The organism is Nostoc linckia z4 (assembly GCF_002608075.1).
Taxonomy (GTDB): domain Bacteria; phylum Cyanobacteriota; class Cyanobacteriia; order Cyanobacteriales; family Nostocaceae; genus Nostoc; species Nostoc linckia.
In genome coordinates this window covers 1-24,849 of the sequence record NZ_LAHA01000038.1, presented here as the reverse complement: position 1 = coordinate 24,849, position 24,849 = coordinate 1, and the positions used below count along the sequence as shown (strand labels likewise).

Here is a 24,849-nt window from a genome sequence, read left to right as displayed (position 1 = left end):
ATTGCACAATGTAAAATTACGTCGATCTGATGAGACTAGCTGCAAAATTTACAATTAAATATGGGAAAAATATACTACTAGTCGGAAAAGCCGTCATAGATTAGAAATATACCCCTAATAGCGAAAGTTTTCTCAAGAAGAGTAAACCCTGTTGGTGTTATGTTTCTTAATAAACTCCTGCGGGATCAAACTAAAACCTTGCAAAATTTATTTTTGGCGGCAAATTAGGTAGTAATAATTACAGAGTTTTCACACATTAAATTCAGAGGTAATACATATGGCTATAGTATCTACAAGCACTTTATCTGCGGCTTCCAAAGAGCGATCGCTCATCCTCTGGTTTGATGAAGTTGGTATTAGTGATATTCCCTTAGTTGGTGGGAAAAATGCATCACTCGGTGAAATGATTCAACAATTAACACCCAAAGGGATTAATGTACCTACAGGATTTGCTACCACTGCTTATGCTTATCGTTATTTTATTGAATCAGCTTTTTTAGAAGCCAAGCTGCGGGAATTATTTGCTGACTTGGATGTAGAGGATGTGAAAAATTTACGCGAACGGGGAAAAAAAGCGCGATCGCTGTTAATCCACACGCCATTTCCTGTAGAATTGCGAAAAGCGATCGCCGCAGCTTATCAAAGTCTTTGCGAAAAATACAACGCAGAGACAGATGTCGCAGTCCGTTCTAGCGCCACTGCCGAAGACCTCCCCGACGCAAGTTTCGCCGGACAACAGGAAACTTACCTCAATGTCGTTGGTGTGGAAGGAGTTTTAGCAGCTTGTCATAAATGCTTTGCTTCCATATTTACCGACCGCGCTATTTCTTATCGTCACACCAAGGGATTCGATCACCTTAGCATAGCCCTTGCCGTTGGCGTTCAAAAAATGGTGCGTTCTGACTTAGCAACCTCTGGGGTGATGTTCTCCATTGACACAGAAACCGGCTTTAAAGATGCAGCGCTAATTACAGCCGCCTACGGTTTAGGAGAAAACGTAGTCCAAGGGTCAGTAAATCCAGATGAATATTATGTTTTTAAACCAACTTTAAAAGCCGGGTTTCGCCCAATCATCGATAAAAAATTGGGTAGCAAAGAATTAAAAATGATTTATGATGACGGCTCAAAATTTACTAAAAATGTCTCAGTTCCCTTCAGAGAAAGAGGTAAATTTGCTATTAATGATGAAGAAATTCTACAATTAGCCAATTGGGCATGTTTAATTGAAGACCATTACTCTCAAGTCCACGGTAGTTACACACCAATGGACATCGAATGGGCAAAAGATGGAATTACCAACCAACTTTTTATTGTCCAAGCACGTCCTGAAACCGTACAATCTCAAAAAACCGGAAATGTCCTGCGGACTTATCGTTTTCTTAGAAGAGATGAAGAAGAAAAATTAATAAATTCTCCCTCATTTCCCCAACCCCTCGTCACCGGACGCGCCATCGGCGAAGCAATTAGTCAAGGAAAAGCACGTTTAATTTTAGACGTTCAAAAACTCGAACAGTTTCAACCAGGGGAAGTTTTGGTAACAGAAAGAACTGACCCAGATTGGGAACCAATTATGAAACGCGCCAGTGCAATTGTGACTAATTCTGGTGGCCGAACCTGCCATGCCGCGATTATTGCGCGAGAATTGGGTGTACCTGCGATCGTGGGATGTGGCAATGCTACAGATATATTGAATACTGGTGAAGAAATCACAATTTCTTGTGCTGAAGGTGAAGAAGGAAAAGTTTACCCTGGTTTGTTACCTTTTGAAGTTGAAGAAGTCGCCTTAAAAAACTTACCCCGCACCCGCACACAAATTTTAATGAATGTGGGTAATCCCCAAGAAGCATTAAGTTTATCAGCAATTCCCAACGATGGAGTCGGTTTAGCGCGGACAGAATTTATTATTGCTAACCAAATCCAAGTTCATCCAATGGCATTAATTCATTATGATTTGTTAAAAGATGAATTTGCCAAAGATAAAATTGCGAAACTAACTGCACTTTATGACGAAAAACCGCAATATTTTGTGGATAAATTAGCCCAAGGTATTGGCAGAATTGCCGCAGCCTTTTATCCGAAAACGGTGATTGTGCGAATGTCAGATTTTAAAAGTAATGAATATGCAAATCTGTTAGGTGGTCAACAATTTGAACCCGATGAAGAAAACCCCATGCTTGGTTGGCGGGGGGCGGCGCGTTACTATGATGAAGGTTACAGACAAGCTTTTGCCTTAGAATGTGATGCCTTGAAGCGGGTACGCCAAGAAATGGGTTTGACCAATGTTATCCCCATGATTCCTTTTTGTCGCACCCCCGATGAAGGGCGTTTAGTGTTAGCAGAAATGGCAAAAAATGGTTTAAAGCAAGGTGTTAATGATTTGCAAGTTTATGTAATGTGTGAATTGCCCAGCAACGTGATTATGGCGGAAGAATTTGCTGAGGTATTTGATGGTTTTTCCATTGGTTCCAATGATTTAACTCAGTTGACATTGGGGTTAGATAGAGATTCCGCCTTGGTGGCGCGGTTGTTTGATGAACGCAGTGAAGGTGTGAAGCGAATGGTGAAAATGGCTATAGAAACCGCGAAAAAATGCGGGCGCAAAATCGGTATTTGTGGACAAGCACCAAGCGATTACCCAGAATTCGCCCAGTTTTTAGTTGAACAGGGAATCGATTCTATTAGTTTAAATCCAGACTCAGTATTAAAGACAATGTTGGAAGTAGCAAAAGTTGAAGGCACTAATTTATAATTCGAGTAAATTTATGCCGGCTAGAGACCGTTATCACGAGAACTTAAAGAAGGTACTATGGAGCAATACAGACAGCTAATTTGCAACATTCTCATCGAGCATACCAATTTTAATGTCTTCCATCAAAAGGAGGATTTAGAAAAATCTCAACTTTTGGTTACCTCAACCACGACTTTGAAAACATCCTCTTCATGTCTGGCAAAATAGTAACTTTGTTTAGTCAAAGGTAAGATGACAAATCTGTTAGAAACCGATCGCTTAATAATTCGCAGCTGGATACCCGAACGCGATGCTGAACAGGCCTTTGCTATTTATAGCGACCCCGAAGTTACCTATTTTCTTGGTAATGGTTCTCGCGTCACAAGCATTGAGTCACAGCGTCAGCGCTTAGTGGATAATCTAGAGCGATCGCAACGACGCAACAATGGTACTGGTTCCTGGGCAATTATCGAAAAGCAAACCACAACAATTGTCGGAACCATTCTTCTCAAACAATTGCCCGACAAAGACGGCCTAGCCACTCAAGATTATGAAGTAGGTTGGCACTTACGGCGAGCATCTTGGGGTAAAGGATATGCAACCGAAGCAGGGCGAAATATGCTCAAATACGGATTTAACGTTTTAAATTTGCCAGTGATTTATGCAGTAGTGAAGCCAGAAAATCACGCCTCAATCCGTGTAACTCAAAGATTGGGTATGAAACCAATAGGGCCAACAACAAAGTATTACGGCATTGAACTGCTACTATTTGAACAAAATGCCTCAGAAGTTAGGGAGTGGAAAGCAGGAGGATGAGGGAGCAGGGGAGGCTCTTGAGGCAGGGGAAAAGGTTAATGGTTCGACAAGCTCACCAACCGGGAAAAGGGAAAAGGAATAAATTTAATCTTTCCCCTTTTCCCAATGCCCAATGCCCAATACTTCTCTGCGAGAGGCTGCGCCAACGACTACGCTCAGTACAAGTGCCCAATGCCCCATGACTAATGACCAATGACCAATGACTAATTACTAATGACTAAAAAATGGTTCCGAATTGGAATAGCGGGTGTATTTCTAATGTCCCTTGCCTTAAGGTTTTGGGGACTAGAGCGATTCAACACCTTGGTATTTGATGAAGTTTATTTTGCCAAATTTGGTAATAATTATCTCACTCATACGCCATTTTTTAATGCTCATCCGCCGCTGAGTCAATATATTATTGGTATCGGCATTTGGCTTGGCAGTCACATTCCTTTTTGGCATGATACGGTAAATGGACTAACGGGTTCATTGCGATCGCCTTGGACTTATCGTTGGTTTAATGCCCTTACTGGTTCATTTATTCCTGTAGTTGTAGCTGCCATCGCTTATCAATTAAGTTATCGTCGTACCTTTGCTTTGCTGGCAGGTTTTTTCACCGCTTGTGATGGTCTATTTATTGTTGAATCTCGCTATGCTTTAAGCAATATTTATATCGTTATTTTTGGTTTATTAGGGCACTGGTTTTTATTATTAGCATTGGAAAATCAAAATCAACGTCGCTGGTTTTGGTTAGTTCTTGCTGGCATTAATTTTGGAGCTTCAGTCGGTACTAAATGGAATGGTTTATGGTTTCTTTTCGGCGCTTATCTCCTTTGGGTAACAGCTTGGATAATTCAGGGAATTTATTCTTTTTCTAACTCTAAACTTATCCCATCATTGGACATGGGGCATGGAAGATTGGGCATAGGGCAAGCAGCAGGTGTGGGAGGAAGGGGAACAGAGGGAAGCATAAATTCTCTTTCCCCCCACACTCCCCACACTTCTCTATCTCCCCATCTCCCCATCTCCCCATCTCCCCATCTCCCCATCTCCCCACCTCAGACCCCACTGCAAAATTTAACTCAATTAAATGTTTTCCAGATGTTATTTTATCTGGGAATAATACCAGCTTTTATCTATAGTATTATCTGGATTCCTCACCTCCAACTCGATAAAACTTATGGTTTTATTGCAGTACATCAGCAAATTTTGAAGTTTCATTTGCATTTAGGTGGTAATAGTTCGGATGTGCATCCCTATTGCGCTCCTTGGTACAAATGGCCTTTGATGACTCGACCAATGGCGTATTATTATCAAACGGCTGGAAGTATCAACGAACCGCTACCTGTTGTGGGGCCGCCTTTACCTTCTGGTGCTGAAAAAATTATTTATGATGTCCATGCAATGGGCAATCCATTTTTGTGGTGGTTTGGTGTTGCTGCGATGTTATTTTTAATGGGAATGCTGGTGTTGCAAGCCTTAATTCCTTGGGTGAAGAAAGAGGGTTTTTCTACACCTGCAACTCTTAGCGTTGATACTTGGATTGCCTTGTATTTAGTAATAAATTATGCCGCTAATTTATTACCTTGGGTAAAAGTTACAAGGTGCGTTTTCATTTATCATTATATGTGTGCATTGGTGTTTGTATTTTTGGCGATCGCTTGGTTTGTCGATCGCTGTCTTCACAGTTATTATCAACAACTCCGCGCAGTGGGCGTCACCATTACTTTTATCATCTTCGCTGCTTTAATTTTCTGGATGCCCGTTTATTTAGGTTTACCCCTCTCCCCTGAAGATTACAAAATGCGGATGTGGTTCAGGTCTTGGATTTAGTATAAGGGCATTGGGCATGGGGCATGGGGCATTGGGAGTTTGGAGTTTGGAGTTATGCAATTTGGTTTGGGGAAAAGGTTAATGGTTCGACAAGCTCACCAACCGGGTAAGGGTTAAAGGTTTTTTCTTTGCCTTTTCCCCTTTCCCTTTCCCCCTTAACCGACAAGTATCAACACCAATATTATTCACAACTGAAATAGGATTGCTATATGTGGTTTAATGACTAAATATGCTGTTTATCGAAAAATTCCTCAACTAATTTTTATACTTCACATAACTACATATATATAGATTTTTTTAATCACATGATTTTTATATTTCTTATCTCTATCTAACTTCCTTGACTGTTAGACTTTTAAAGCGCAAGCAGATCGTAAAAAGCTGCAATACGCAATATCAGGGCATGGGAAATTAGATACTAAGTAAAAATGATGAATCAGAAATTACATATTTTGACACTCATCATTTTCGATAATTTATAGATACTCTAGTTTTGATGCTCCCAAACCGCACCAGGAGGATCGTCATGGAAATGAACATACAATTGCCAGGGATTAATTTAATCAGCTTAAAAGAAGCACCAATTCACATTTCTAGTCAAATTCAGCCTCATGGTGTTCTGTTGGTGTTGGAAGAGCCAGAGCTAAAAATCCTACAAGTTAGCAATAATACGTCAACAATTTTCGGAATTCCTCCGGAAAATATGTTGCAAAAAAAACTCGAAGATTTACTGGATTCGTTTCAAATAGAAAGAATTAAAGCAGGTTTATCTGAGGAAAATCTAGATTTTATTAATCCGACGAAGGTTTGGGTAAGAAAAAAAGGTGATGAATATGTAGTATTTGATGCAGTTTTTCACCGCAATCTAGAAGGATTTCTGATTCTAGAGTTAGAACCCGCCATTACTCAAGAAAATATTCCATTTTTAAGCTTTTATCATCTAGCTAGAGCTTCCATTAACCAACTGGAAAAAACAGCTAGCCTCCATGATTTTTGTCAAGTTATCGTTAAAGAAGTCCGTAAATTAACGGAATTTGACAGGGTAATGTTATATAAATTTGATGATGATGGTCATGGTTGTGTTGTTGCTGAAGACAAATTAGAAAATCTAGAACCATACTTGGGACTCCATTACCCAGAGTCGGATATTCCTAAACCAGCGAGAAAGTTATTTGCTTCCAATTCCATCAGAATTATTCCGGATGCTTATTCACAGCCAGTAAAACTTTTTCCGGTAAATAATCCCATTAGCGATCGCCCCATTAATTTAACTAACTCTATCCTCAGAAGTGCTGCTAGCTGTCACCTAGAATATTTACATAATATGGGTGTTGGTGCATCGCTGACTATCTCATTAATTAAAGACCAAAAACTCTGGGGACTAATTGCTTGTCATCATCAGTCACCAAAATATGTTTCCTACGAATTGCGTAAGGCTTGCGAATTTTTAGGACGAGTCATATTCACAGAAATTTCTGCTAGAGAAGAAACAGAAGATTACTATCACCGGATAAATTTGACACATATTCAATCATTGTTGATTGAATATATGTCCCAAGAAGAAAACTTTATTGATGGTTTAGTTAAAAATCCCCAAAGTCTTTTAGATTTAGCCAGCGCCCAAGGTGCAGCGGTATGTTTTGGTGGAAATTGCACGGTAGTTGGTGAAAGTCCCAAAGAAGAAGAATTAAATTTTTTAGTGCAATGGCTGAAAAATAACGTTGAAGAAGAAGTATTTTATACAGATTCTTTACCGCAGATTTATCCAGATGCCGAAACATTTAAAAATGTCGCCAGCGGCTTGTTAGCTATTCCCATCGCCAAACGCAATTACGTTTTGTGGTTCCGACCAGAAGTAATTCAAACTGTAAATTGGGGCGGCGATCCGAATAAGGCATTTGAAGTTAGCCAGTCAGAAGGAAATGTGCGTCTGTGTCCGCGCAAATCATTTGAACTGTGGAAAGAAACCGTTCGCTTAACTTCTTTACCTTGGAAAGAAGTAGAAATTAAAGCAGCATTGGAATTGCGAAAAGCAATTGTGAATATTGTGCTGCGTCAAGCCGACGAACTCGCCCAGTTAGCGCAAGATTTAGAACGTTCCAATGCCGAATTGAAAAAATTCGCCTACGTCGCATCCCATGACTTGCAAGAACCACTAAACCAAGTGGTGAATTACGTGCAATTGTTAGAAATGCGTTATCACGAAGAACTCGACGAAGATGCCCAGGAATTTATCAGCTATGCTGTACAGGGAGTAAGCCTGATGCAGACATTGATAGATGATGTGCTGGCATACTCGAAAGTTGATATGCAAGCGATCGCCTTTCAAATGACTGAGGTAGAAACAGCCTTAAATCGAGCTTTGGGGAATTTGCGTCAACGCATTCAGGAAACTGGGGCTACCATTACCCACGATCCCTTACCAATAGTCATGGCTGACAGCACCCAACTGATGCAGCTATTCCAGAACCTCATTGGTAACGCCATTAAATTCCACAGTAAAGAGCCACCACAAATTCATGTGCAAGCAGAAAGAATAGAAGATGCATGGTTATTCTCAGTGCGAGATAACGGAATTGGTATCGACCCCCAATTTAGCGATCGCATTTTCGTTATCTTTCAGCGGCTACATACGCGGGATGAATATACTGGTACAGGTATGGGTTTAGCAATATGTAAGAAGATTGTCGAATGCCATCGGGGACGGATCTGGGTAGAATCAGAACTGGGTAAAGGCGCAACCTTCTACTTTACGATTCCAGTTGGAGGACGCGAACTTGAGCGTAGAAACGGGAGAAAAACACAAAACCATCTTTTTGGTAGAGGACAATAAGGCAGATATTCGCTTAATTCAAGAAGCATTGAAAAATAGTTCAGTGCCACACGAAGTGGTAACGGTCAGGGATGGCATAGATGCTATGGCTTATTTACGCCAAGAAGGGGAATATGCCAACGCACCACGCCCTGACTTAATCTTGCTGGATTTGAACTTGCCTAAAAAAGATGGTCGAGAAGTGCTGGCGGAAATTAAAACCGACCCAGTACTCAAACGTATTCCAGTTGTTGTGTTAACAACCTCAAAAAATGAAGATGATATTTATCACAGCTACGACTTACACGTGAATTGCTACATCACAAAATCCCGCAACCTCAACCAGCTATTCCAAATCGTCAAGAGTATTGAAGACTTTTGGCTTTGTACTGTGACGCTACCATCGGATTGAGGGGATTGGGGGGATGGGGAGATGGGGAGATGGGGAGACAAGGGGGATGGGGAGATGGGGCAGGGGAAAATAATAACTCAACAGTCAACAGTCATCAGTCAACAGTCAACAGTCATCAGTCATCAGTCAACAGCTAGCATTTTCCAGGGGACATACTCGAAGATTATGACTGGGAGCGATTTAGTCAAAATTTTATTAATTGAGGACAACCTGGCTTCTGCTAGGTTGTTACAAGAGTTTCTCATGCAAGCCCAGTCGCAAGAGTTTATTTTGGTTCATGTAAAGCGATTGGCAGAAGCATTGGAGGAATTAGGTCAGAGTAATTATGATGTTATTTTATTAGATTTAACTTTACCCGACAGTCAAGGATTATCATCTCTGCCTCCTCTGATTGGTCAAGCCCCAAGTGTACCGATTGTTGTCCTCACTAATACCAATGACGAACAACTGGCAATTGAAGCAGTACGCCAAGGGGCACAAGATTATTTAGTCAAGCGACAGGTAAATGTAGATGTGTTGGTGCGATCGCTACGTTATGCCATCGAGCGCAAACAGGTATTAGAATCTTTACGCACGGTGAATCAGACGTTACAAATCCGAGTTGAAGAACGAACTGCGGAACTGGTGAAAGCTAAAGAACTCAATCAGTTTAAATCGGAATTTGTGTCGATGCTCTCCCATGATATCCGTAATCCCCTCAATACTATTCTTTTGGCTGCTGGATTGTTAGAAAGTCACGATGACAAATTGACCAAAGAGAAAAAACTCAATCATTTAGAAATGATTCGCTCAGCAATCAAAAATATGGCGCAGTTATTAGATGAAGTTTCATTGATTGGTAAAGCTGATTCTGGGAAAATGCCATGCGATCTCATTTCTCTCGATTTAGAAGCTTTTTGTCGTCAAATTGTTGATGAAGTGAAATTAACTACCAATCAAAAGCGTCTGACTTTGCTGTTCGGTAGTTTTGGGCAATTAGGTCAAGGACTATGGGACGAAACTCTGCTGCGTCACATTTTGGTCAATTTACTTAGCAATGCAATTAAGTATTCATTACCAGGCGGTATAGTGCGCTTTGAATTAATTGGCCAGGAAAAAGCGGTAATTTTCCGAATACAAGATTGGGGAATTGGCATTCCTGAAGAAAACCATAAGCGACTGTTTGAGCCTTTCCATCGTGCAGATAATGTGGGAAGTATTCCTGGTACTGGTTTGGGGCTAGCGATCGTCAAAAAGTGTGTAGAAGCACACGGAGGCGGGATTATAGTCAATAGTCAAGTCGGAGTAGGTACAATTTTTACTGTCACCTTGCCTTTACTGGAACTTTAGGATGTTATGGCAGGGAACAGGCAAATAAAGCTTATTGCATTGGGGTTTTAGATTAGACTTCTAAGAGAAGTGGGAAAAGGGTAGGGGGTAAAGGGGAAAGGGCAAATAAAAACCCTTTTCCCTTTAACCTTTTCCCTTTCCCCCTCTTGCAAAAGTAACTTTTGCAAGAGGTCTATTGTTCAGGATAAAAATTGTGAATTATTGTAACTAATAACTCGTTTCCCCTAGTTTTACCCGATTGTTATTTAATCTCAAAATATCAATTTATGGAAAACCACTTATACAGTAAGCCTTAAGTAGGGTAGGCAAGATAAGCGGTAATCTTCGCTGATTATAACTGTCTTGGCGTTAAGCTTTAGCCTAACGCACCTTACAAAAACTATATCAGGTACGTACTTAGATCCCCTAACCCCATCCTTAAGGAGGGGGTAGGGGGGATCTATGTTTTGTCCCTAAAAATACAAATCAAAATTATCAACCACATTATGTTCGGATAATTCATTATGATTACCATAGTCACTGCACCCTGCCTCTTAATTCTGTCTGCGATTAAGCGGTATTTTTTTATACTTGTAATATTGTTCGGGCTAGAGTACGCCATCATCCAACTGGGGTTTTTGGGATGTGTAACACTTGAAGCGCAGCTTGGCAAATAAACCAATGGTCAAAGCTTTGTTGTCAAAGACTTTCAAGCCTGTTTTCCCAGTAATCCCACTATGATTTATTTTTTCTCTCTTGAGATTTATTTGATTTATCTTTACAAAAAGTTTAAGTCTGATTTTCGGAATTTCTAAATACGATTTGTAGGTTAATTTATCCCTAAAAAAGCAACAGCCCAAAAATACTGTAAAAAATATCACTATGCAAAAATACAAATTTTGCATAAAATACAAAGCAAATAGTGATAAGTATTACAGAGAAAATAAAAATGAGCTTTTGCAATGTCTCTAGTATTTTCTACTTAAATTTAGAGACTAAAGTTCAAATAATCATAAAGCATCGAATATTTCCAGGGATATAAATTAGGTGAATTTACGCATATGTCTGACTATGATACGAAAAATAAACCAAAGTATGCAGATGTAAATGCTGGTAAGTATTTAACAACATTCCAGCGAAAATTACTGGTAGTGAATTTACAGAAAGATTTACCAGAATCTTACCGACAACGCATTGAAATTATGTTGTTGGCAGATGAGGGAAAAACTCAAACCCAGATTTGTCAAATTTTGGGATGTTGTCCAGCAACAGCAAGACATTGGACGCACATAGCGAAGACAGGAATGGCGCATCAATGGCAAGATTGCCCCATTGGTCGCCCGAAGGCAATAAACGACGAGTATTTGGAACGTTTGCAAGAACTGATGAGAAATAGTCCGCGAGATTATGGCTATTCTTTTCGGCGGTGGACAGCAAACTGGCTAGCGAAACATTTGGCAAAAGAATTTGGAATTGAGCTAAGCGATCGCCATCTGAAGCGACTGCTCAAACAAATGGGGTTATCCACACGGCCAAAAGCCAACAATACCGAAGTCAGCAACAACGAGCAGACTCAAGGTAACAAAATTTTGATTGGTGACCTCAAATCGGTAACTATTGCGGAGGATTCCGAATTATTACCTATTAACTTTGCAAAATTCGCAAAAGATTCAAATAATGGCGCACAACACATCCAATCAGTTGCTTTCTGTGCAACAACTCAACAATATTCTGGGACATTCTCTCTCTCAAGAAGAATTTGAACGATATCTTCCACAATTTCAAGAAAGCAACCCAAAAGTCGGCAAATTTTGGCAAGGAACTGACGTTGAGCCAGGTATATATATTGCCATCGCTGGTAAGGTACGATTACTCGATGGTGCTGACGAATTAATCGCTACTTTAGAACCGGGAGATTCATTCGGGGAATTTACCTTATTCCCAGATACGCAATTTCAGCCTTATGCAGCTAGAGCCTCAGTAAATTTACAATTGTGTTTTATTCCTGGTGAGGTGCTGCGATCGTTGATGGTAAAGTATCCTCAAATTCGGGAGCATTTATGGGCGAGGGCGCTATCTCGCAATCCCCAGCAGATGGAATTAGGGAATGCTGGCGGCAAAGTTGAGACAAATACGCATCCTGAAACAGATATTTTCTCGCAACCAGCAGACATACCCCAGGGTAAGAAAATTAGCAAAGCTTATTTTCCTAATCCTACTCAGCGAGTCGGGCATTTATGGCAACGAGTCACACGACGCTATCCATTTTTTGCCCAACAAAGTGCATCTGACTGCGGCGCAGCTTGTTTGGTGATGGTGTCTCGCTATTGGGGAAAACGCTTTAGCGTCAATCGCTTGCGAGATATCGCCAATGTTGACCGCAACGGCGCATCTTTGCGCGGGTTATTGGTGGCGGCGGAAAGTTTGGGCTTTGCTACACGACCTGTAAAAGCTGGTTTGAAGCAATTAGCAAAGCAAAGTTTACCAGCGATCGTTCACTGGGAAGGCAAGCATTACATTGTTGTCTACGAAATTACCGCTAAACATGTGATTGTAGCCGATCCGGCCATCGGTCAACGTACCCTGACTCACGCCGAATTTAAAGCCGACTGGACTGGTTACACCTTGCTGCTGCAACCCACAGCCATGCTCAAAGAAACTCAAGAAAGTTCTACGCCTTTTTGGCAGTTCTTTGAGTTGATGAAGCCTCATTCTTTGGTGATGGTGGAGGTGTTTGTTGCTTCAATATTTATTCAGATATTTGGACTGATTACCCCGTTATTTACCCAGTTGATTTTAGACCGCGTGGTGGTGCAGCGATCGGAACTCACCTTAACAGCAGTGGGTATAGGGTTGCTGATATTTAATCTTTTTCGGGTAGCAATGACAGGGTTGCGACAATATCTCCTAGACCACACAGCCAATCGCATAGACTTAGCACTCATTGTTGGATTCATTCGCCATACTCTACGCCTACCCTTAAATTTCTTCGAGTCGCGTTATGTGGGAGATATTATCTCTCGCGTCCAAGAGAACCGCAAAATTCAACGCTTTCTTTCTGGTGAAGCATTATCAATCCTGCTTGACTTACTCACTGTTTTTATCTATGTGGGATTAATGTTTTGGTACAGTTGGAAAATGGCGTTGCTATCATTGTTAATTATTCCACCTTTTGCTTTATTGACCTTAGTTGCCACACCTTTTTTACAAAAAATTTCCCGCGAAACATTTAACGCTGTTGCCAAAGAAAGTAGTTATTTAATTGAAGCCTTAACAGGTGTCAAAACAGTCAAAGCAACGGCAGTAGAACAAACAGTACGTTGGCATTGGGAAGAGTTATTAAATAAAGAAGTAAAAACTAATTTTTCTGGACAAATTATTAACAATCGCTTACAAATTTTTAGTAACACAATTCATGCATTGATGACTACTGGTTTGCTGTGGTTTGGGGCATACCAAGTAATTCACAACCAATTATCTATTGGTCAACTAGTGGCATTTAACATGCTATTAGGTAATATAATATCGCCATTTCAACGCTTAACTGTCTTGTGGAATCAGTTCCAGGAAGTGGTGATTGCGATGGAACGTATTAATGATGTGTTAGATGCAGAACCAGAAGAAGATTTACACCAACAACCACGGCAAAATTTACCAAAAATTAAAGGTAATATTCGCTTCGATAAAGTGACATTTCGCTATCACTCAGACAGCGATATCAATATATTAGAAAATCTCAGCTTTGAAATTAAACCAGGGCAAATGGTGGCGCTGGTGGGACGTAGTGGTTCCGGAAAAACTACCATTTCTAAGTTGGTTTTAGGATTGTATCCTCCCACAGACGGCAAAATTTTGATTGATGGCCAAGATATTACTAGTATTTCCTTAAGTTCCTTACGTCAACAAGTGGGGGTAGTTGACCAAGACACATTTTTATTTGGCGGTACAATTCGAGAAAATATTAGTTTAGGACATCCTGGATCTAATTTAGAAGAAGTAATCCAGGCAGCAAAACTAGCCGGTGCTGATGAATTTATTAAAAAGTTACCAATGGGATATGAAACCCAAATTGGTGAAGGGGGGGGATTATTATCTGGCGGACAAAGACAAAGGATAGCTATTGCTAGGGCTTTATTAGGGAATCCTCAATTGTTAGTTTTAGATGAAGCAACCTCTCATCTAGATACGGAATCAGAAAGAATTATTCAGCAAAATTTTAATACAATTCTCAGAGGAAGAACCACTTTAGTAATTGCTCATCGTCTTTCTACAATCCGCAATGCCGATTTCATTTTGGTATTAGACAGAGGTGTATTAATTGAAAGCGGAAATCATGAAGAATTGATGGCGAAGCGGGGGCATTATTTCTATCTCAATCAACAGCAGTTACAGGTGGCGGCATGAACTCTCAAAACAGAAATTTTATTCTTAATTAATGGTTCATAAATTATCCACCTTAAAAAATATCTCTCCAAAATAATTATGCCCAATACTATATTAAATGGACGAGTAACCAACTCAGTACCAGAAGAAATATTTGAACAAGAAATTTTAGAGCCACAAATTCCAGAAAAAACCACTGATGATTGGTCTGAAATTACTAAGGAATCACTTGATAGCTTTCCCCAGATTTGGACAAGAGGGTTATTATATTTTTTAGTGATATTTGTGTCTATAATTTTACCTTGGTCAATGCTATTTAAGGTCGATGAAACTGGCACAGCTAGAGGACGAACTGAGCCTAAAGAAAAAACAATTAAACTGGATTCTGCTGTGGCTGGAACTGTTGCGGAGATTCGAGTTAAGGAAGGTGATACAGTAAAGCCTGGTCAGACTTTATTGGTACTAGAATCAGAACTAGTAAAATCAGATTTACAGCAGGCACAAGATAGATTAGAAGGACAATTCAATCGGCTGGCTCAGTTAAATGCATCTAAAAATCAATTGCTTGTGTCTTTAGCGACTCAACAACAACAAAACCAATCTCAACAGTTGGAGAAACAAACCCAAATCGCTCAAGCAAGCCAAAATTTAGATGCTCTGAAAAATGCCTACGAATTGCAAAAAGAAGAAAAATTATCTCAAGTTAATCAAGCAAAGAAAACTCTCGAACATAGTCGAAACAATAGTAATTTGGCTGAAAGTAGTTTGAGAAGTAGTCAGCGAGAAGTTGAACGTTATAGCAAACTCAAACAAGAAGGAGTAGTTCCAGAAATTAATGTTGTAGAAAAGCAAGATATCGCTCAAGAAAAACAAAAATTATACGAACAAAGTAAGTCAGATATTGAACAAGCCAAATTAACTTTGGCAGAGCAACAAAGTAATTACGAGCGGAGTATCCGCCAAATTAATGCAGATATTGAACAGGCTAAATTGCGATTAAAAGAACAAGAAAGAAGTTATGAAACTTTGACTCGTTCTGGTCAGTTAGCTGTGTTAAAAATTGCAGAACAACAAAAAAGTTTAGAAACTGATATTACTTCATTACAAACCGACATTGCCCAAACTAAAAGACAAATTTTAGCATTGAGATTTCAGTTAAGCCAACGAGAAATTAGAGCTACCAGCAGTGGTATATTATTTCATCTGCCCATTGAAAAAGCTGGTTCTGTCGTGCAGCCTGGAACAATGGTGGCGGAAATTGCATCGCTGAATTCGCCTTTAATAATTCGTGCCCAAATGGCAACCACACAAAGTGGTTCTTTACAGACAGGATTACCTGTAAAACTCAAATTTGATGCTTATCCTTTTCAAGATTATGGGGTGATATCAGGGGAATTAATTAAAATTTCTCCTACTACTACAGAGATAGATACACCCAATGGGAAAGTGGCAGCTTATAACTTAGATATTGCCCTCAAACAGAATTGTATTCCCTCTGCAAATAAATGTATTCCGTTGCGTCCTGGAGATACCGCCACAGCGGAAGTGATTGTGCGCCAGCGGCGAATTATTGATTTTCTACTAGATCCATTTAAAAAGTTACAACAAGGAGAGGTTAAATTATAAAACAATCTCAAATGATTATTTTTTTGCTAAATTTAATTTTCTTATTTAGGAGCGTCTTATGTCACAACCTCTAACAATTACTTCCGAAGATATTCTCAATCAGGTAAAATTATCCTGCAAAATTCCTGAGATAATTGAAGATATTATCACTCTCCAAATTATCAAAGATGCTGTAGATAAAGCAGGTATCAAAGTCGAAACCGAAGAACTTCAGCAAACAGCAGACCAAATCAGATTAGCTCAAAAGCTGAATAATGCTGACGATACTTGGGCGTGGCTAGAAAAACATAGTTTATCTCTTGATAATTTTGAAGAATTAGTCTACAACACTGTCATCTCTGGAAAATTAGCGGCTCATCTGTTTGGTGATAAAGTCGAACAGTATTTCTTTGAACATCAACTAGATTATGCCACTGTCTTGATTTATGAAGTTATTTTAGATGATGAAGATTTATCTTTAGAACTGTTTTATGCCATCCAGGAAGGTGAAATTACTTTTTATGAGGTGGCTCACAAATACATTGAAGATAAAGAATTACGGCGGAAATTAGGTTATCGTGGGAAATTGTACCGTAAAGATTTGAAACCAGAAATTTCTGCTGCGGTGTTTGCTGCTAAACCTCCTCAACTCCTCAAACCCATTGTGACTTCTAAGGGAATACATTTAATATTAGTTGAGGAAATCATTCAACCAGAGTTAGATAATAAGCTATCTCGTCAAATTCTGACAGATTTATTTACTGCTTGGTTAAATTCACAAATTGAAAAATTTGAATTTGTACCTGTTATGGCTTCAGAAAAATAAGGGTTTTAGGGATTAATCAATTAATATGGTCGGTTTGCTAAAGTCTTTTTTACGAACCACAGAGACACAGAGAACGCAGAGAGAAGAGACAGAAATAAAAGAAAGGAAGAAAGACTGAACTCAACTGTATAGACTTATAAATCAATACGCTTCGGTTAAGTATTTCTTTCTTCTCTTTGCGTCCTTTGCGGTTTGTTAAAAAATTGACTTTGGCAAAGAGTTTTAGCTTTAACTGAACTGAATTGACTTATAAATAATAAAATATCCAATTAATTATTGTGGGCTGGCAATTTTGTCCAGTCCACAAAGTTAGATAATTTATTTGTTGGATTTTACTTTATAAATGACTTTTTAGAACTGGCATATTCATAAATAAATAGACCGATATTGACAGCTATTAGAACTAAAAAACCAGCTAATCCTGTAACACCAACTGTTAAATCGTTGCCCCCTTTGATTGCTAAAATAGACAGCCCTGCTGTGGCATTTAATGTTCCATGTAGAATAGACGTAGCAATTACAGATTCGGATTTTAGTCTGATATAACTAAAAATTGGTGATAACAATAGAGTAAAAATTGTCATCATTAAAACACCTAAAAATGGGTGTTGAGGATAGTTATGTCCTTGGATAATTAAGGGGGCGTGCCATATACCCCAAATCAAACCGATAATAACTGAGGACTTCCAGAATCCTAGATGATTAAGTTCTTTTTGCAGCAACCCCCTCCAACCTAATTCTTCACCAAAGGCTGCAACAGCGTTGATGGTTGTACCTGCTATTAAACCCTGTACTAAGCTAATCCAAATTAGGGGAATTGGCAAAGCTGCGATTTGAGTTTTTACCTGCTGCAATTTTTCTGGAGAAAGCACGGTTTCTAGTTGTGCAAATAGCCCCGTCATTTCTGGAGAATATTCAACTCCAGGAAAAAGTAAACTAACTCCAAAGGTAGTAAATGCTATAGTTGGCGGCAATAACCATGCTACTAAAAACCACCAATTGAATTTAAAAGAAATACCCAATGGTTTTTGCAATGGTTCGTGGTAAATTAACTTCTGGATAACTACAGTAACAATCATCGGAATAAACATATAAGCTGTAGTTACTATCAGCGAACCAGGTACGACCCATTTACCACCTAAGGCTAGGTAGAGAATCACTAACAAATAATTAAAGAAAAAAGTTAGCCCCAGAAAGAGCCAAACTTTTTTGAAATGTCTTTTCATAAATTCACCAATATACCTGAGTTTGAGGTACTGATGTCTAGATTGATGACGCATTGACATAGCTTGATGATTACATTGTATAGATATTATGTCTAAAATTTCCTGGATATTGAATATAAATATCCAGGAAATTTATGTGATTTTTAATTATTTTTTACTGTTGACAGACTATCAGCATCAGAATGGGTTTGACTCTTGATCCATGTTTGGAGAAGGAATTCTAATACTTGCTCTTTAACTTCTCTAAATTCATGGGAAAACCATTTTTCAATTTTGAGAATGTGATAACCTAATTTGGTTTGAATTGGGCCAATCACATCACCATCTTTTGCTTCTGCAATGGCTTGTCCTAGTTCTGGCATGAGTTCTGAAACAAAACGAATACCTACAAAACCACCATTCTGTTTCGACTGCTTACCTTTTGAATATTGTAGTGCCAAACTGCAAAAAGCAGCTTTATCTTCTTGCAATGCTTTGACTATTTTTAACGCTTCTGTTAAATCGACTACGAGAATTTGGGATAAAGCAACGCGTTTAAAAATATAAGGATCGACTAGATATTGAGTATCTATAGTTGAGCCAAATAAATGTTCTTTTAACTTTTGTGTTAGCAGTGCCACTTTAATACTTTCAGACCATTCTTCTACTTTTAAGCGCTGCTGTGCTAGCCATGCCAAAGTTTCTGAAGCTGTTAATAATTTGTGGTCTTGGCGAAAGGTATCTCCTGCGGCTTGCAATTCTTCATCAGAAACTGTAATTTCTAGTTGTTCGCAGAGGCGCAAAATCAAGATTTCTTGTTCGGCATCAGCAGCAACAGCACTAATTTTATGTGAATGGCGGAGATGGTCTAATATTTGTTCGTTTGTTGCCAGTGAAATTTCTGGCAGTTTCAGTGTTGCTAAAAGGTTTTCGCCGCTAGATATTCTTGGTGTAGCTACATTTTCTGTCATGATTATTAACCTCTGTAAATTAATTTATCTGTAGGAATATTTTGGGATTGAAAACGATGACGATGTAAGTCACCATAAACATTGAGATACTCTATTTCTTCTGCGGTAAGTTTACCTTTTTGAATACCTGCGATCGCTGCATCTATATGTTCCCGTTTTTCTGAACCCATCAAGCAGACATCTACACAGTTTTGGCTCAAAGAATAGCGGTATAAATCGGGAACTGAAGGCACCCAACATTTTTCTGGCAAACCAGCAGGAGGATGCCACAGGGGCCCGTGCATTCCCGCAGACTTAAAGGTGACAATACCCGATCGCTGCGGATCTTCCGCTTGCAAATTGTTGAATACTGATTTTTGAGCAGTACGGTGAGCAACATTATGTCTCACCATCGCCACATCTATTAAAGAATTATTCAGCCATTTGTTAGCTAAATCTAAGTCGTGAAAGGAAGCGCCAATATAACGAACAGCCCCCATTTTTTTCAGACGTTCGGAAACACCAAACATTCTTTCAACGATTCGTTCATAAATGCTACCAGCACCTCTTAAATCGTTGGAACGGTCTAAGCATTTCTCAAACATTGGCTCATCAGTAGTGCCAATCCAGCCCCAAAAGAAGACATCAATATAGTCCATTTTCAGGTCTACAAATTGGTCGATGATGGCTGCCATTGCCGCATCTGGATTTTTAATATAACTCACCGTTGCCAATACTACTTTTTCTCGCACTGATGAGCCACGACCACACAATTTCCGCAGTCCTTCAGACATGTGGCTGTAGAGATAGTGGTGTAAATCGCTAGAGTAAAAAAAGAAGTTAACTCCTTGGTCAAAGGCGTAAAGGGTATCTTCACTGGAGATTTTGCCCCCACCTCCCAATCCGAGAGCGCTAACAGTTAAATCAGTTCGTCCAAGTTTTCGGTAGAATGGCAAATCTGATTCCGGAAATTTATTGCTGAAATTAACTTCGTTGGAAGTTGCTACTTTTGGCGGCGCAAGGTCGAGTATTTGCATTAGTTTAACGGTGTGTAGATGTCTTCAGAGTTGGCATTCAGATAAGAACGGTGTAATTCAATTCCCAGAAGAGAAAAGTTTTCGAGAATAGCTTTCATCCGTTCTTCGGGAGAGTTTTTTCCCTGTTGGCTGGCTTGTAGCAATCCATTAGCAATAATTTGACAGCGATTAGTACCAAAACTTTCTTGGGCTGCAAATCTCTGGTTTGGTTCTTCTGCCAAACTTAGCCCCGGCATCAGTAATTTTGTGAATAATGGCACTTGTGGATTAAAGTGCGATCGCATTTCTGTATAAACACTTTGTAAAACTAGTCGAACTGCTTCGTAGTAGCTTTTCTCAAAATAAAGTACTGCTGAATCATAGCGACCGTAGTCGGCGGGATTGTATAGTGCTTTAAATGTAAAAGGAATGTTAATTTCGTTGAGTTGCTGCGTTAGGCTACCCATGAGAGCAACCGCACCATCCGGACTCAAATTAAAATAAATGCGTACAGTTTGTGGCTGCTGATTGGGATTGCCGATAGTTTGGGGGCCAGCATTGCCAACTGCTAAATAAAATCCATTTTGCACTCGATTTTTAGGCAGCCGAATGGCAACTATGTCACCCACCACCGCAGATTGTTCGGCTGGTTGTAAGTGGTAATCGCGCTTAATATGTAAATTTAAACCGCCCTTGGTGACCATTAAGGTATCATCGTTGACTTGTTTCACGACAGACCAATTGGCGTCAAAGTAACCTTCACCAGTATTGCTGTTGTGTAAGCGATCGTAAAACGCCAAGTCTACCCCTAAGAAAGAGTTATTTTCTAAATCTTGGTGTAAATGCAGATTCGATGAATCTCCATCAAGCGCCAGAGTTGTTTGTAGAGAACCATTGTAATAAATTCCATAAAGAAAACTCCGTAACTGCAAATTCGAGTATCTATTTTGAACATCCTTAGACATCTTTCTGAAACGAACTATCACCTCCTCTGGCAAATCCAAAGGCTTATAATTTGGGTGACGAATGCAAAAATCAGACTCGATTTGAATGTTGTTAACGATGTCTTCTAAAGCATCCCACAGTTGTCGAGTTGCTTGTGTTGATTGACTTTGGCTAATTTCTAATAATTCAGCAATCATTGATAACTTAGTTAATAAATAGACATAATTTACTATTGTTTTAGGAGTAACAGTGCTGGATAAAGCACTGTTACTCATGCTGAGAAAAGCTACTATATAACTTTGAATATTACAAAGTAATAGTGATTGTAATAGTTACAGTTATAGTTAGTGTAATTCCAAGCAATCCGCCGTTGACGTTGTTTAATTCTTCAGCATTTAATTCATTGAGGAAGCTTTCAGAATCTTCAAATAATTCGGAACCAGCGGGACTTAAGTCGTGCAATTTGATATTAGCCATGATGAGTTAATTTCCTAGTTGAATAAAGTGAATTCAATGATGAATTTATATCTTGTTAAGCAGCCTTAGCAAGAGTGACTGTAATTGTGATTGTAATCGTGATAGTGATTGATAACAATCCTCCATTGACGTGGGTTAATTCTTCAGTATTGAGTTCATTGAGAAAACTTTCAGAATCTTCAAATAATTCAGAACCAGCCGGACTTAAATCATGCAATTTGATATTAGCCATGATTAGTTAATCTCCTATTTGACTAACTTTAAATGAATGATGAACTTTTTAGTTCATGTTTAAATATTGGCATACTGCTTTGGGTAAAACAACCAAAAAACAATGCTTTTTCGGGCACAACTAAAACTTTTATGTCATGTTTTCTTTAGCTGATTTATCCTATCGAGCTACAAAAATCCGCCTTCAGACAATAAACTTCATTGATATGGCAAGGAAGACAAGGGAGACAAGGGAGACAAGGGAGACAAATCAATTCAAAATTCAAAAACTTTTGAATGCCTGACTTTTAAATGCCCAATGCCCAATGACTTTTAATCGATGTTTGCAAGAAGTCGAATGTGTCATCTAAGCAGAACTCAAACCTTACCAAATTATCTGTTTAAACATAGAAACAAAAAAAGACAGTTCTGGAAAACAGAACTGTCTTTGAGGTAAAACTAAAAAATTACGCAGCCACAGCAGTAACAGTATAAGTCCAAGTCAAACTCAACGTTGGAGTTAAAGGCAAAGTAATTGATAACAGACCACCACGTGTTGCTAGTTCTGTATCTGTTAGTTCATTGAGAAAGCTTTCAGAATCTTGAAACAGTTCAGAACCAACTGGACTTAAGTTATTGATTTTGATAGTAGCCATTAGTTGTCATCCTCAAAAGATTGTGTGAATTATGAACAAAAAGTTACAAAAGAATAGTCCAAGTAATCGGCCAACAATAGGTAAATGATTGTGTTTTCAAGCCTCCTTGTAGCCCCAGTTCTGCATCTGTCAGTTCATTGAGAAAGCTTTCAGAATCTTGAAATAGTTCGGAACCAGCGGGATTTAAGTCATGAATTTTGATAGTAGCCATCGGTTTTGAACCTCAAAAAAATAATGTGTGAATTAGGAACAAAAAAAGACAGTACTGCTGGGCAGAACTGTCTTTTAAGCAAAACTAAAAAATTACAAAGCCCAAGTCCAAGTCCAAGAGTAAGTAACTGTCACAGTAACGCTAATACTTACTGATGCTAATGCTCGACCGCCATGTACTCCCAGTTCTTCATCTGTTAATTCATTGAGAAAGCTTTCAGAATCTTGAAATAAATCGGAACCGGCGGGGCTTAAGTCATGAATTTTGATAGTAGCCATAAGTTTTCATCCTCAAAAAAATAATGTGTGAATTACGAAGAAAAAAGACAATTGCAATAAATATGACTGTCTTGCAAGTAAAACTAAAAAATTACCAAGTCCAAGACCAAGAGTAAGTAACTGTCAAAGTAACACTAACAGTAACACTGACTGATTCTGCTCTCAAACCGCCATGTACTCCTAGTTCTGCATCTGTTAGCTCATTCAAAAAGCTTTCAGAATCTTGAAATAATTCGGAACCAGCAGGACTTAAATCGTGAATTTTGATCGTAGCCATGAAATTTTTCCTAGTTGAATAAAGTAAATTGAGTGATGAACTTTTTAGTTCATGTCTAAATATTGGCATAGGAATTAATAGATTAGCTAGGATAAATCATTAGTTTTTATTCCTTTAATACATCTTTTTTGTCATCTTTGCTTTTTATAATTTGTGAGCTAAAAAATCTATGTAGCACGTTTTTACATGCAACTAAACTCTAGTTATTTTTAGTCAAGAAAATAAACCTGCTTTAAAAATAGGCAGTGGTTATTGGAAGGCAGACAAGGGAGATAAGGAAGATAAGGGAGACAAGGAGAACAATGCCCATTCCAAATGAAGAATATACATAGGACATATACAAAAAAAGGTGAAATAACATGACTGTCATTTCACCTCAGATGCAAGGATTTTCACGCACAAAAAATGATTTTTTAGATAAGGTAATTTACTGTTAATCGTTGACAGTCAACTGTGAACAGTCAACAGTCAACAGTCAACACTGATATTGTTCACAAATGAAATAGAATTTCTATAGTTAATTAGTTAGATAATACTTCAGTCCGAGAGCTACTTAAGCGGGTTAGTTCTGCTGCTGTTGTGCCAAAAACGGTAGGAATAGATTGCTCTGGACGGCACAACAAACTTTTGGCAACTTGAAGCATAGAAATACCCATATTGCCAAAGGATTTTTGATACTGAATTATGGATTGAATTGCTTGAATTAATGCCAAGCCAGAAAATTGCACAACTCGCTGAATAAAATCAGGATAGTGAACCAAAATTTCTGGAAAGGACTCTAAATAAGCGCTAATCAAAGCATAAATAGAAGGTTGCAGCGATTCTAGGGGAGTGGTAGCTAGGCGCAGAGATTCATCGATGGTCATCTCTTTACTAACAATTAAGCTATTGAGCCAAATTTGCAGATAACTAGCGATAATACTTCCTAAATCAAAAGCTGGATCTCCCCAAGACGATCGCTCCCAATCAATTAGCCGTACAATACCGTTTGTTGATACTTCGGCTTCAGGGAATGATTGCTCCCAATCTTGATGCAATAAAATGTTGTTGAGTTTGAGGTCGTTGTGCGTTAAGCATCGCGGTGCAAAAGCTGTACTCAATTCTCTGAGTGCTTGTCCCAAGCTATCATATCGCTGATACAGTGCAAAAAATTTCAATCCATCAGCAGGTACTAAACCAAAAATTTCGGGGCCGATATGCTCCAATTTGCGAATCAAGAGCAATACCAAATCGGATTTGATATTATCGGCATTTTGAGAGAAGAAATCCTGATATTTTTGGGAATTGAAGGTTTCGCGATGAATTTTTGCAATACAACTACCAATTGCTGCTGCGATTGTGGGAGGGAATATATTTCCCTTCATATAGAAATCGTTTAAATCGCGATAATTATCTAGGTATTTAAAGACAATAACCGAATTTTCTCTATCAAAATGAAGTACTTCAGGCAAAAATGGTTTTGTGTAATTCAGTTCGGGAAATTTTTGTAATAACTCTTGAATTCGCCACTCATCTAAAAATTCGCCTGCTGTTTTTCCATCATGGTTGTGCCGTTCTTGCTTCACAAGAAGCTTATCACCGTCTGACAGGGTGATTAATAAATTAAAGTTTTTTGCAGGTACAACCTCAATATTCGTCACAGATTGCTGTGATTGAGTCAATAAGTCACGCTCAACTAAATAATCAAAAACATTGTTGGAGTTCAATATAAATGTCATACGCTATCAAATATGAGTACTAATCTTCAAATCTTTTGTCTTCTACGATTTTAGGCAAAATGAAGATTGTAGACTCTATTGTTAAAATTTTTCCTTCGACACAACTAAAACTTTTATGTCCCAGTGAAGGGGAGATGGGGAGATGAGGAGATGGGGAGATGGGGAGATGRGGAGATGAGGAGATGGGGAGATGGGGAGATG

22 protein-coding genes and 1 pseudogene are annotated in these 24,849 nt (G+C 38.8%); 11 read left to right on the top strand and 12 right to left on the bottom strand.

Features of this window, described 5'->3' with window-relative positions; translation table 11 throughout:
• Nucleotides 1-277 precede the first annotated feature (277 nt).
• The 11 genes from ppsA (at nucleotide 278) to VF06_RS25030 (ending at nucleotide 16,705) form a co-directional block, all read left to right on the top strand.
• Nucleotides 278-2,749: a phosphoenolpyruvate synthase gene (gene ppsA / locus VF06_RS25085; protein ID WP_099071759.1), complete on the top strand. Its 2,472-nt coding sequence runs from the start codon at nucleotides 278-280 to the stop codon at nucleotides 2,747-2,749.
• 231 nt (nucleotides 2,750-2,980) lie between these two features.
• Nucleotides 2,981-3,544, top strand: coding sequence for a GNAT family N-acetyltransferase (locus VF06_RS25080; protein ID WP_099071760.1), 564 nt, complete (start codon nucleotides 2,981-2,983; stop codon nucleotides 3,542-3,544).
• A gap of 38 nt (nucleotides 3,545-3,582) precedes the next feature.
• Nucleotides 3,583-3,726, top strand: coding sequence for a hypothetical protein (locus VF06_RS41230; protein WP_180267560.1), 144 nt, complete (start codon nucleotides 3,583-3,585; stop codon nucleotides 3,724-3,726).
• Nucleotides 3,727-3,757: 31 nt separating this feature from the next.
• On the top strand, nucleotides 3,758-5,359 hold the full coding sequence (locus tag VF06_RS25070; protein WP_099071761.1) for a dolichyl-phosphate-mannose--protein mannosyltransferase: 1,602 nt from the start codon (nucleotides 3,758-3,760) through the stop codon (nucleotides 5,357-5,359).
• 526 nt (nucleotides 5,360-5,885) lie between these two features.
• The gene (locus VF06_RS25065; RefSeq protein ID WP_099071762.1) at nucleotides 5,886-8,192 is read left to right on the top strand and encodes a sensor histidine kinase; all 2,307 of its coding nucleotides are present in this window, start codon (nucleotides 5,886-5,888) and stop codon (nucleotides 8,190-8,192) included.
• Nucleotides 8,137-8,583: a response regulator gene (locus VF06_RS25060; RefSeq protein ID WP_099071763.1), complete on the top strand. Its 447-nt coding sequence runs from the start codon at nucleotides 8,137-8,139 to the stop codon at nucleotides 8,581-8,583. The genes VF06_RS25065 and VF06_RS25060 overlap by 56 nt, the downstream gene beginning before the upstream one ends.
• 165 nt (nucleotides 8,584-8,748) lie before the next feature.
• Nucleotides 8,749-9,912, top strand: a complete 1,164-nt coding sequence (locus VF06_RS25055) for a hybrid sensor histidine kinase/response regulator (protein ID WP_099068314.1) — start codon at nucleotides 8,749-8,751, stop codon at nucleotides 9,910-9,912.
• A 1,040-nt stretch (nucleotides 9,913-10,952) separates the two neighbouring features.
• The gene (locus VF06_RS25045; RefSeq protein ID WP_099068312.1) at nucleotides 10,953-11,654 is read left to right on the top strand and encodes a helix-turn-helix domain-containing protein; all 702 of its coding nucleotides are present in this window, start codon (nucleotides 10,953-10,955) and stop codon (nucleotides 11,652-11,654) included.
• On the top strand, nucleotides 11,569-14,295 hold the full coding sequence (locus VF06_RS25040) for an ABC transporter transmembrane domain-containing protein (RefSeq protein WP_099068311.1): 2,727 nt from the start codon (nucleotides 11,569-11,571) through the stop codon (nucleotides 14,293-14,295). The genes VF06_RS25045 and VF06_RS25040 overlap by 86 nt, the downstream gene beginning before the upstream one ends.
• A 78-nt stretch (nucleotides 14,296-14,373) precedes the next feature.
• Nucleotides 14,374-15,900 carry a beta-barrel domain-containing protein gene (locus VF06_RS25035; RefSeq protein ID WP_099068310.1) on the top strand — a complete coding sequence of 509 codons (1,527 nt, stop codon included), beginning with the start codon at nucleotides 14,374-14,376 and terminating at the stop codon, nucleotides 15,898-15,900.
• A gap of 58 nt (nucleotides 15,901-15,958) precedes the next feature.
• Complete coding sequence (locus VF06_RS25030) at nucleotides 15,959-16,705, top strand: peptidylprolyl isomerase (RefSeq protein ID WP_099068309.1); 747 nt, start codon at nucleotides 15,959-15,961, stop codon at nucleotides 16,703-16,705.
• A gap of 332 nt (nucleotides 16,706-17,037) precedes the next feature.
• Here the strand turns inward: VF06_RS25030 and VF06_RS25025 are convergent, their stop codons facing one another.
• From VF06_RS25025 to VF06_RS42165, 12 genes and pseudogenes are all read right to left on the bottom strand, one after another.
• Complete coding sequence (locus VF06_RS25025) at nucleotides 17,038-17,931, bottom strand: CPBP family intramembrane glutamic endopeptidase (protein ID WP_099068308.1); 894 nt, start codon at nucleotides 17,929-17,931, stop codon at nucleotides 17,038-17,040.
• Between the two features lie 143 nt (nucleotides 17,932-18,074).
• Entirely contained in the window at nucleotides 18,075-18,881 is an 807-nt protein-coding gene (locus VF06_RS25020; protein WP_099068307.1) for a peptidylprolyl isomerase, read from the bottom strand.
• A 5-nt stretch (nucleotides 18,882-18,886) separates the two neighbouring features.
• A complete protein-coding gene (locus tag VF06_RS25015; RefSeq protein ID WP_099068306.1) occupies nucleotides 18,887-19,897 on the bottom strand; it encodes an aldo-keto reductase family protein in 1,011 nt (336 codons plus the stop codon).
• Complete coding sequence (locus tag VF06_RS25010; RefSeq protein ID WP_099068319.1) at nucleotides 19,897-21,018, bottom strand: T3SS effector HopA1 family protein; 1,122 nt, start codon at nucleotides 21,016-21,018, stop codon at nucleotides 19,897-19,899. Before VF06_RS25010 ends, VF06_RS25015 begins: the two co-directional genes overlap by 1 nt.
• 109 nt (nucleotides 21,019-21,127) lie before the next feature.
• A complete protein-coding gene (locus tag VF06_RS39495; protein WP_143861646.1) occupies nucleotides 21,128-21,298 on the bottom strand; it encodes a bacteriocin in 171 nt (56 codons plus the stop codon).
• A gap of 55 nt (nucleotides 21,299-21,353) precedes the next feature.
• Nucleotides 21,354-21,530, bottom strand: coding sequence for a bacteriocin (locus VF06_RS39490; protein ID WP_143861645.1), 177 nt, complete (start codon nucleotides 21,528-21,530; stop codon nucleotides 21,354-21,356).
• A 445-nt stretch (nucleotides 21,531-21,975) separates the two neighbouring features.
• The gene (locus VF06_RS25005; RefSeq protein WP_099068305.1) at nucleotides 21,976-22,164 is read right to left on the bottom strand and encodes a hypothetical protein; all 189 of its coding nucleotides are present in this window, start codon (nucleotides 22,162-22,164) and stop codon (nucleotides 21,976-21,978) included.
• Between the two features lie 43 nt (nucleotides 22,165-22,207).
• Nucleotides 22,208-22,375 carry a hypothetical protein gene (locus tag VF06_RS41225; RefSeq protein ID WP_180267630.1) on the bottom strand — a complete coding sequence of 56 codons (168 nt, stop codon included), beginning with the start codon at nucleotides 22,373-22,375 and terminating at the stop codon, nucleotides 22,208-22,210.
• A gap of 92 nt (nucleotides 22,376-22,467) precedes the next feature.
• On the bottom strand, nucleotides 22,468-22,653 hold the full coding sequence (locus tag VF06_RS25000; protein WP_099068304.1) for a protein-tyrosine phosphatase family protein: 186 nt from the start codon (nucleotides 22,651-22,653) through the stop codon (nucleotides 22,468-22,470).
• Nucleotides 22,654-22,744: 91 nt separating this feature from the next.
• Nucleotides 22,745-22,930 (bottom strand): hypothetical protein, encoded by a 186-nt coding sequence (locus tag VF06_RS24995; protein ID WP_099068303.1) that lies wholly within the window; start codon nucleotides 22,928-22,930, stop codon nucleotides 22,745-22,747.
• Between the two features lie 521 nt (nucleotides 22,931-23,451).
• A complete protein-coding gene (locus tag VF06_RS24990; protein ID WP_099068302.1) occupies nucleotides 23,452-24,648 on the bottom strand; it encodes an aminoglycoside phosphotransferase family protein in 1,197 nt (398 codons plus the stop codon).
• Between the two features lie 19 nt (nucleotides 24,649-24,667).
• Nucleotides 24,668-24,849: pseudogene (locus VF06_RS42165) on the bottom strand (hypothetical protein); the annotation flags it as partial.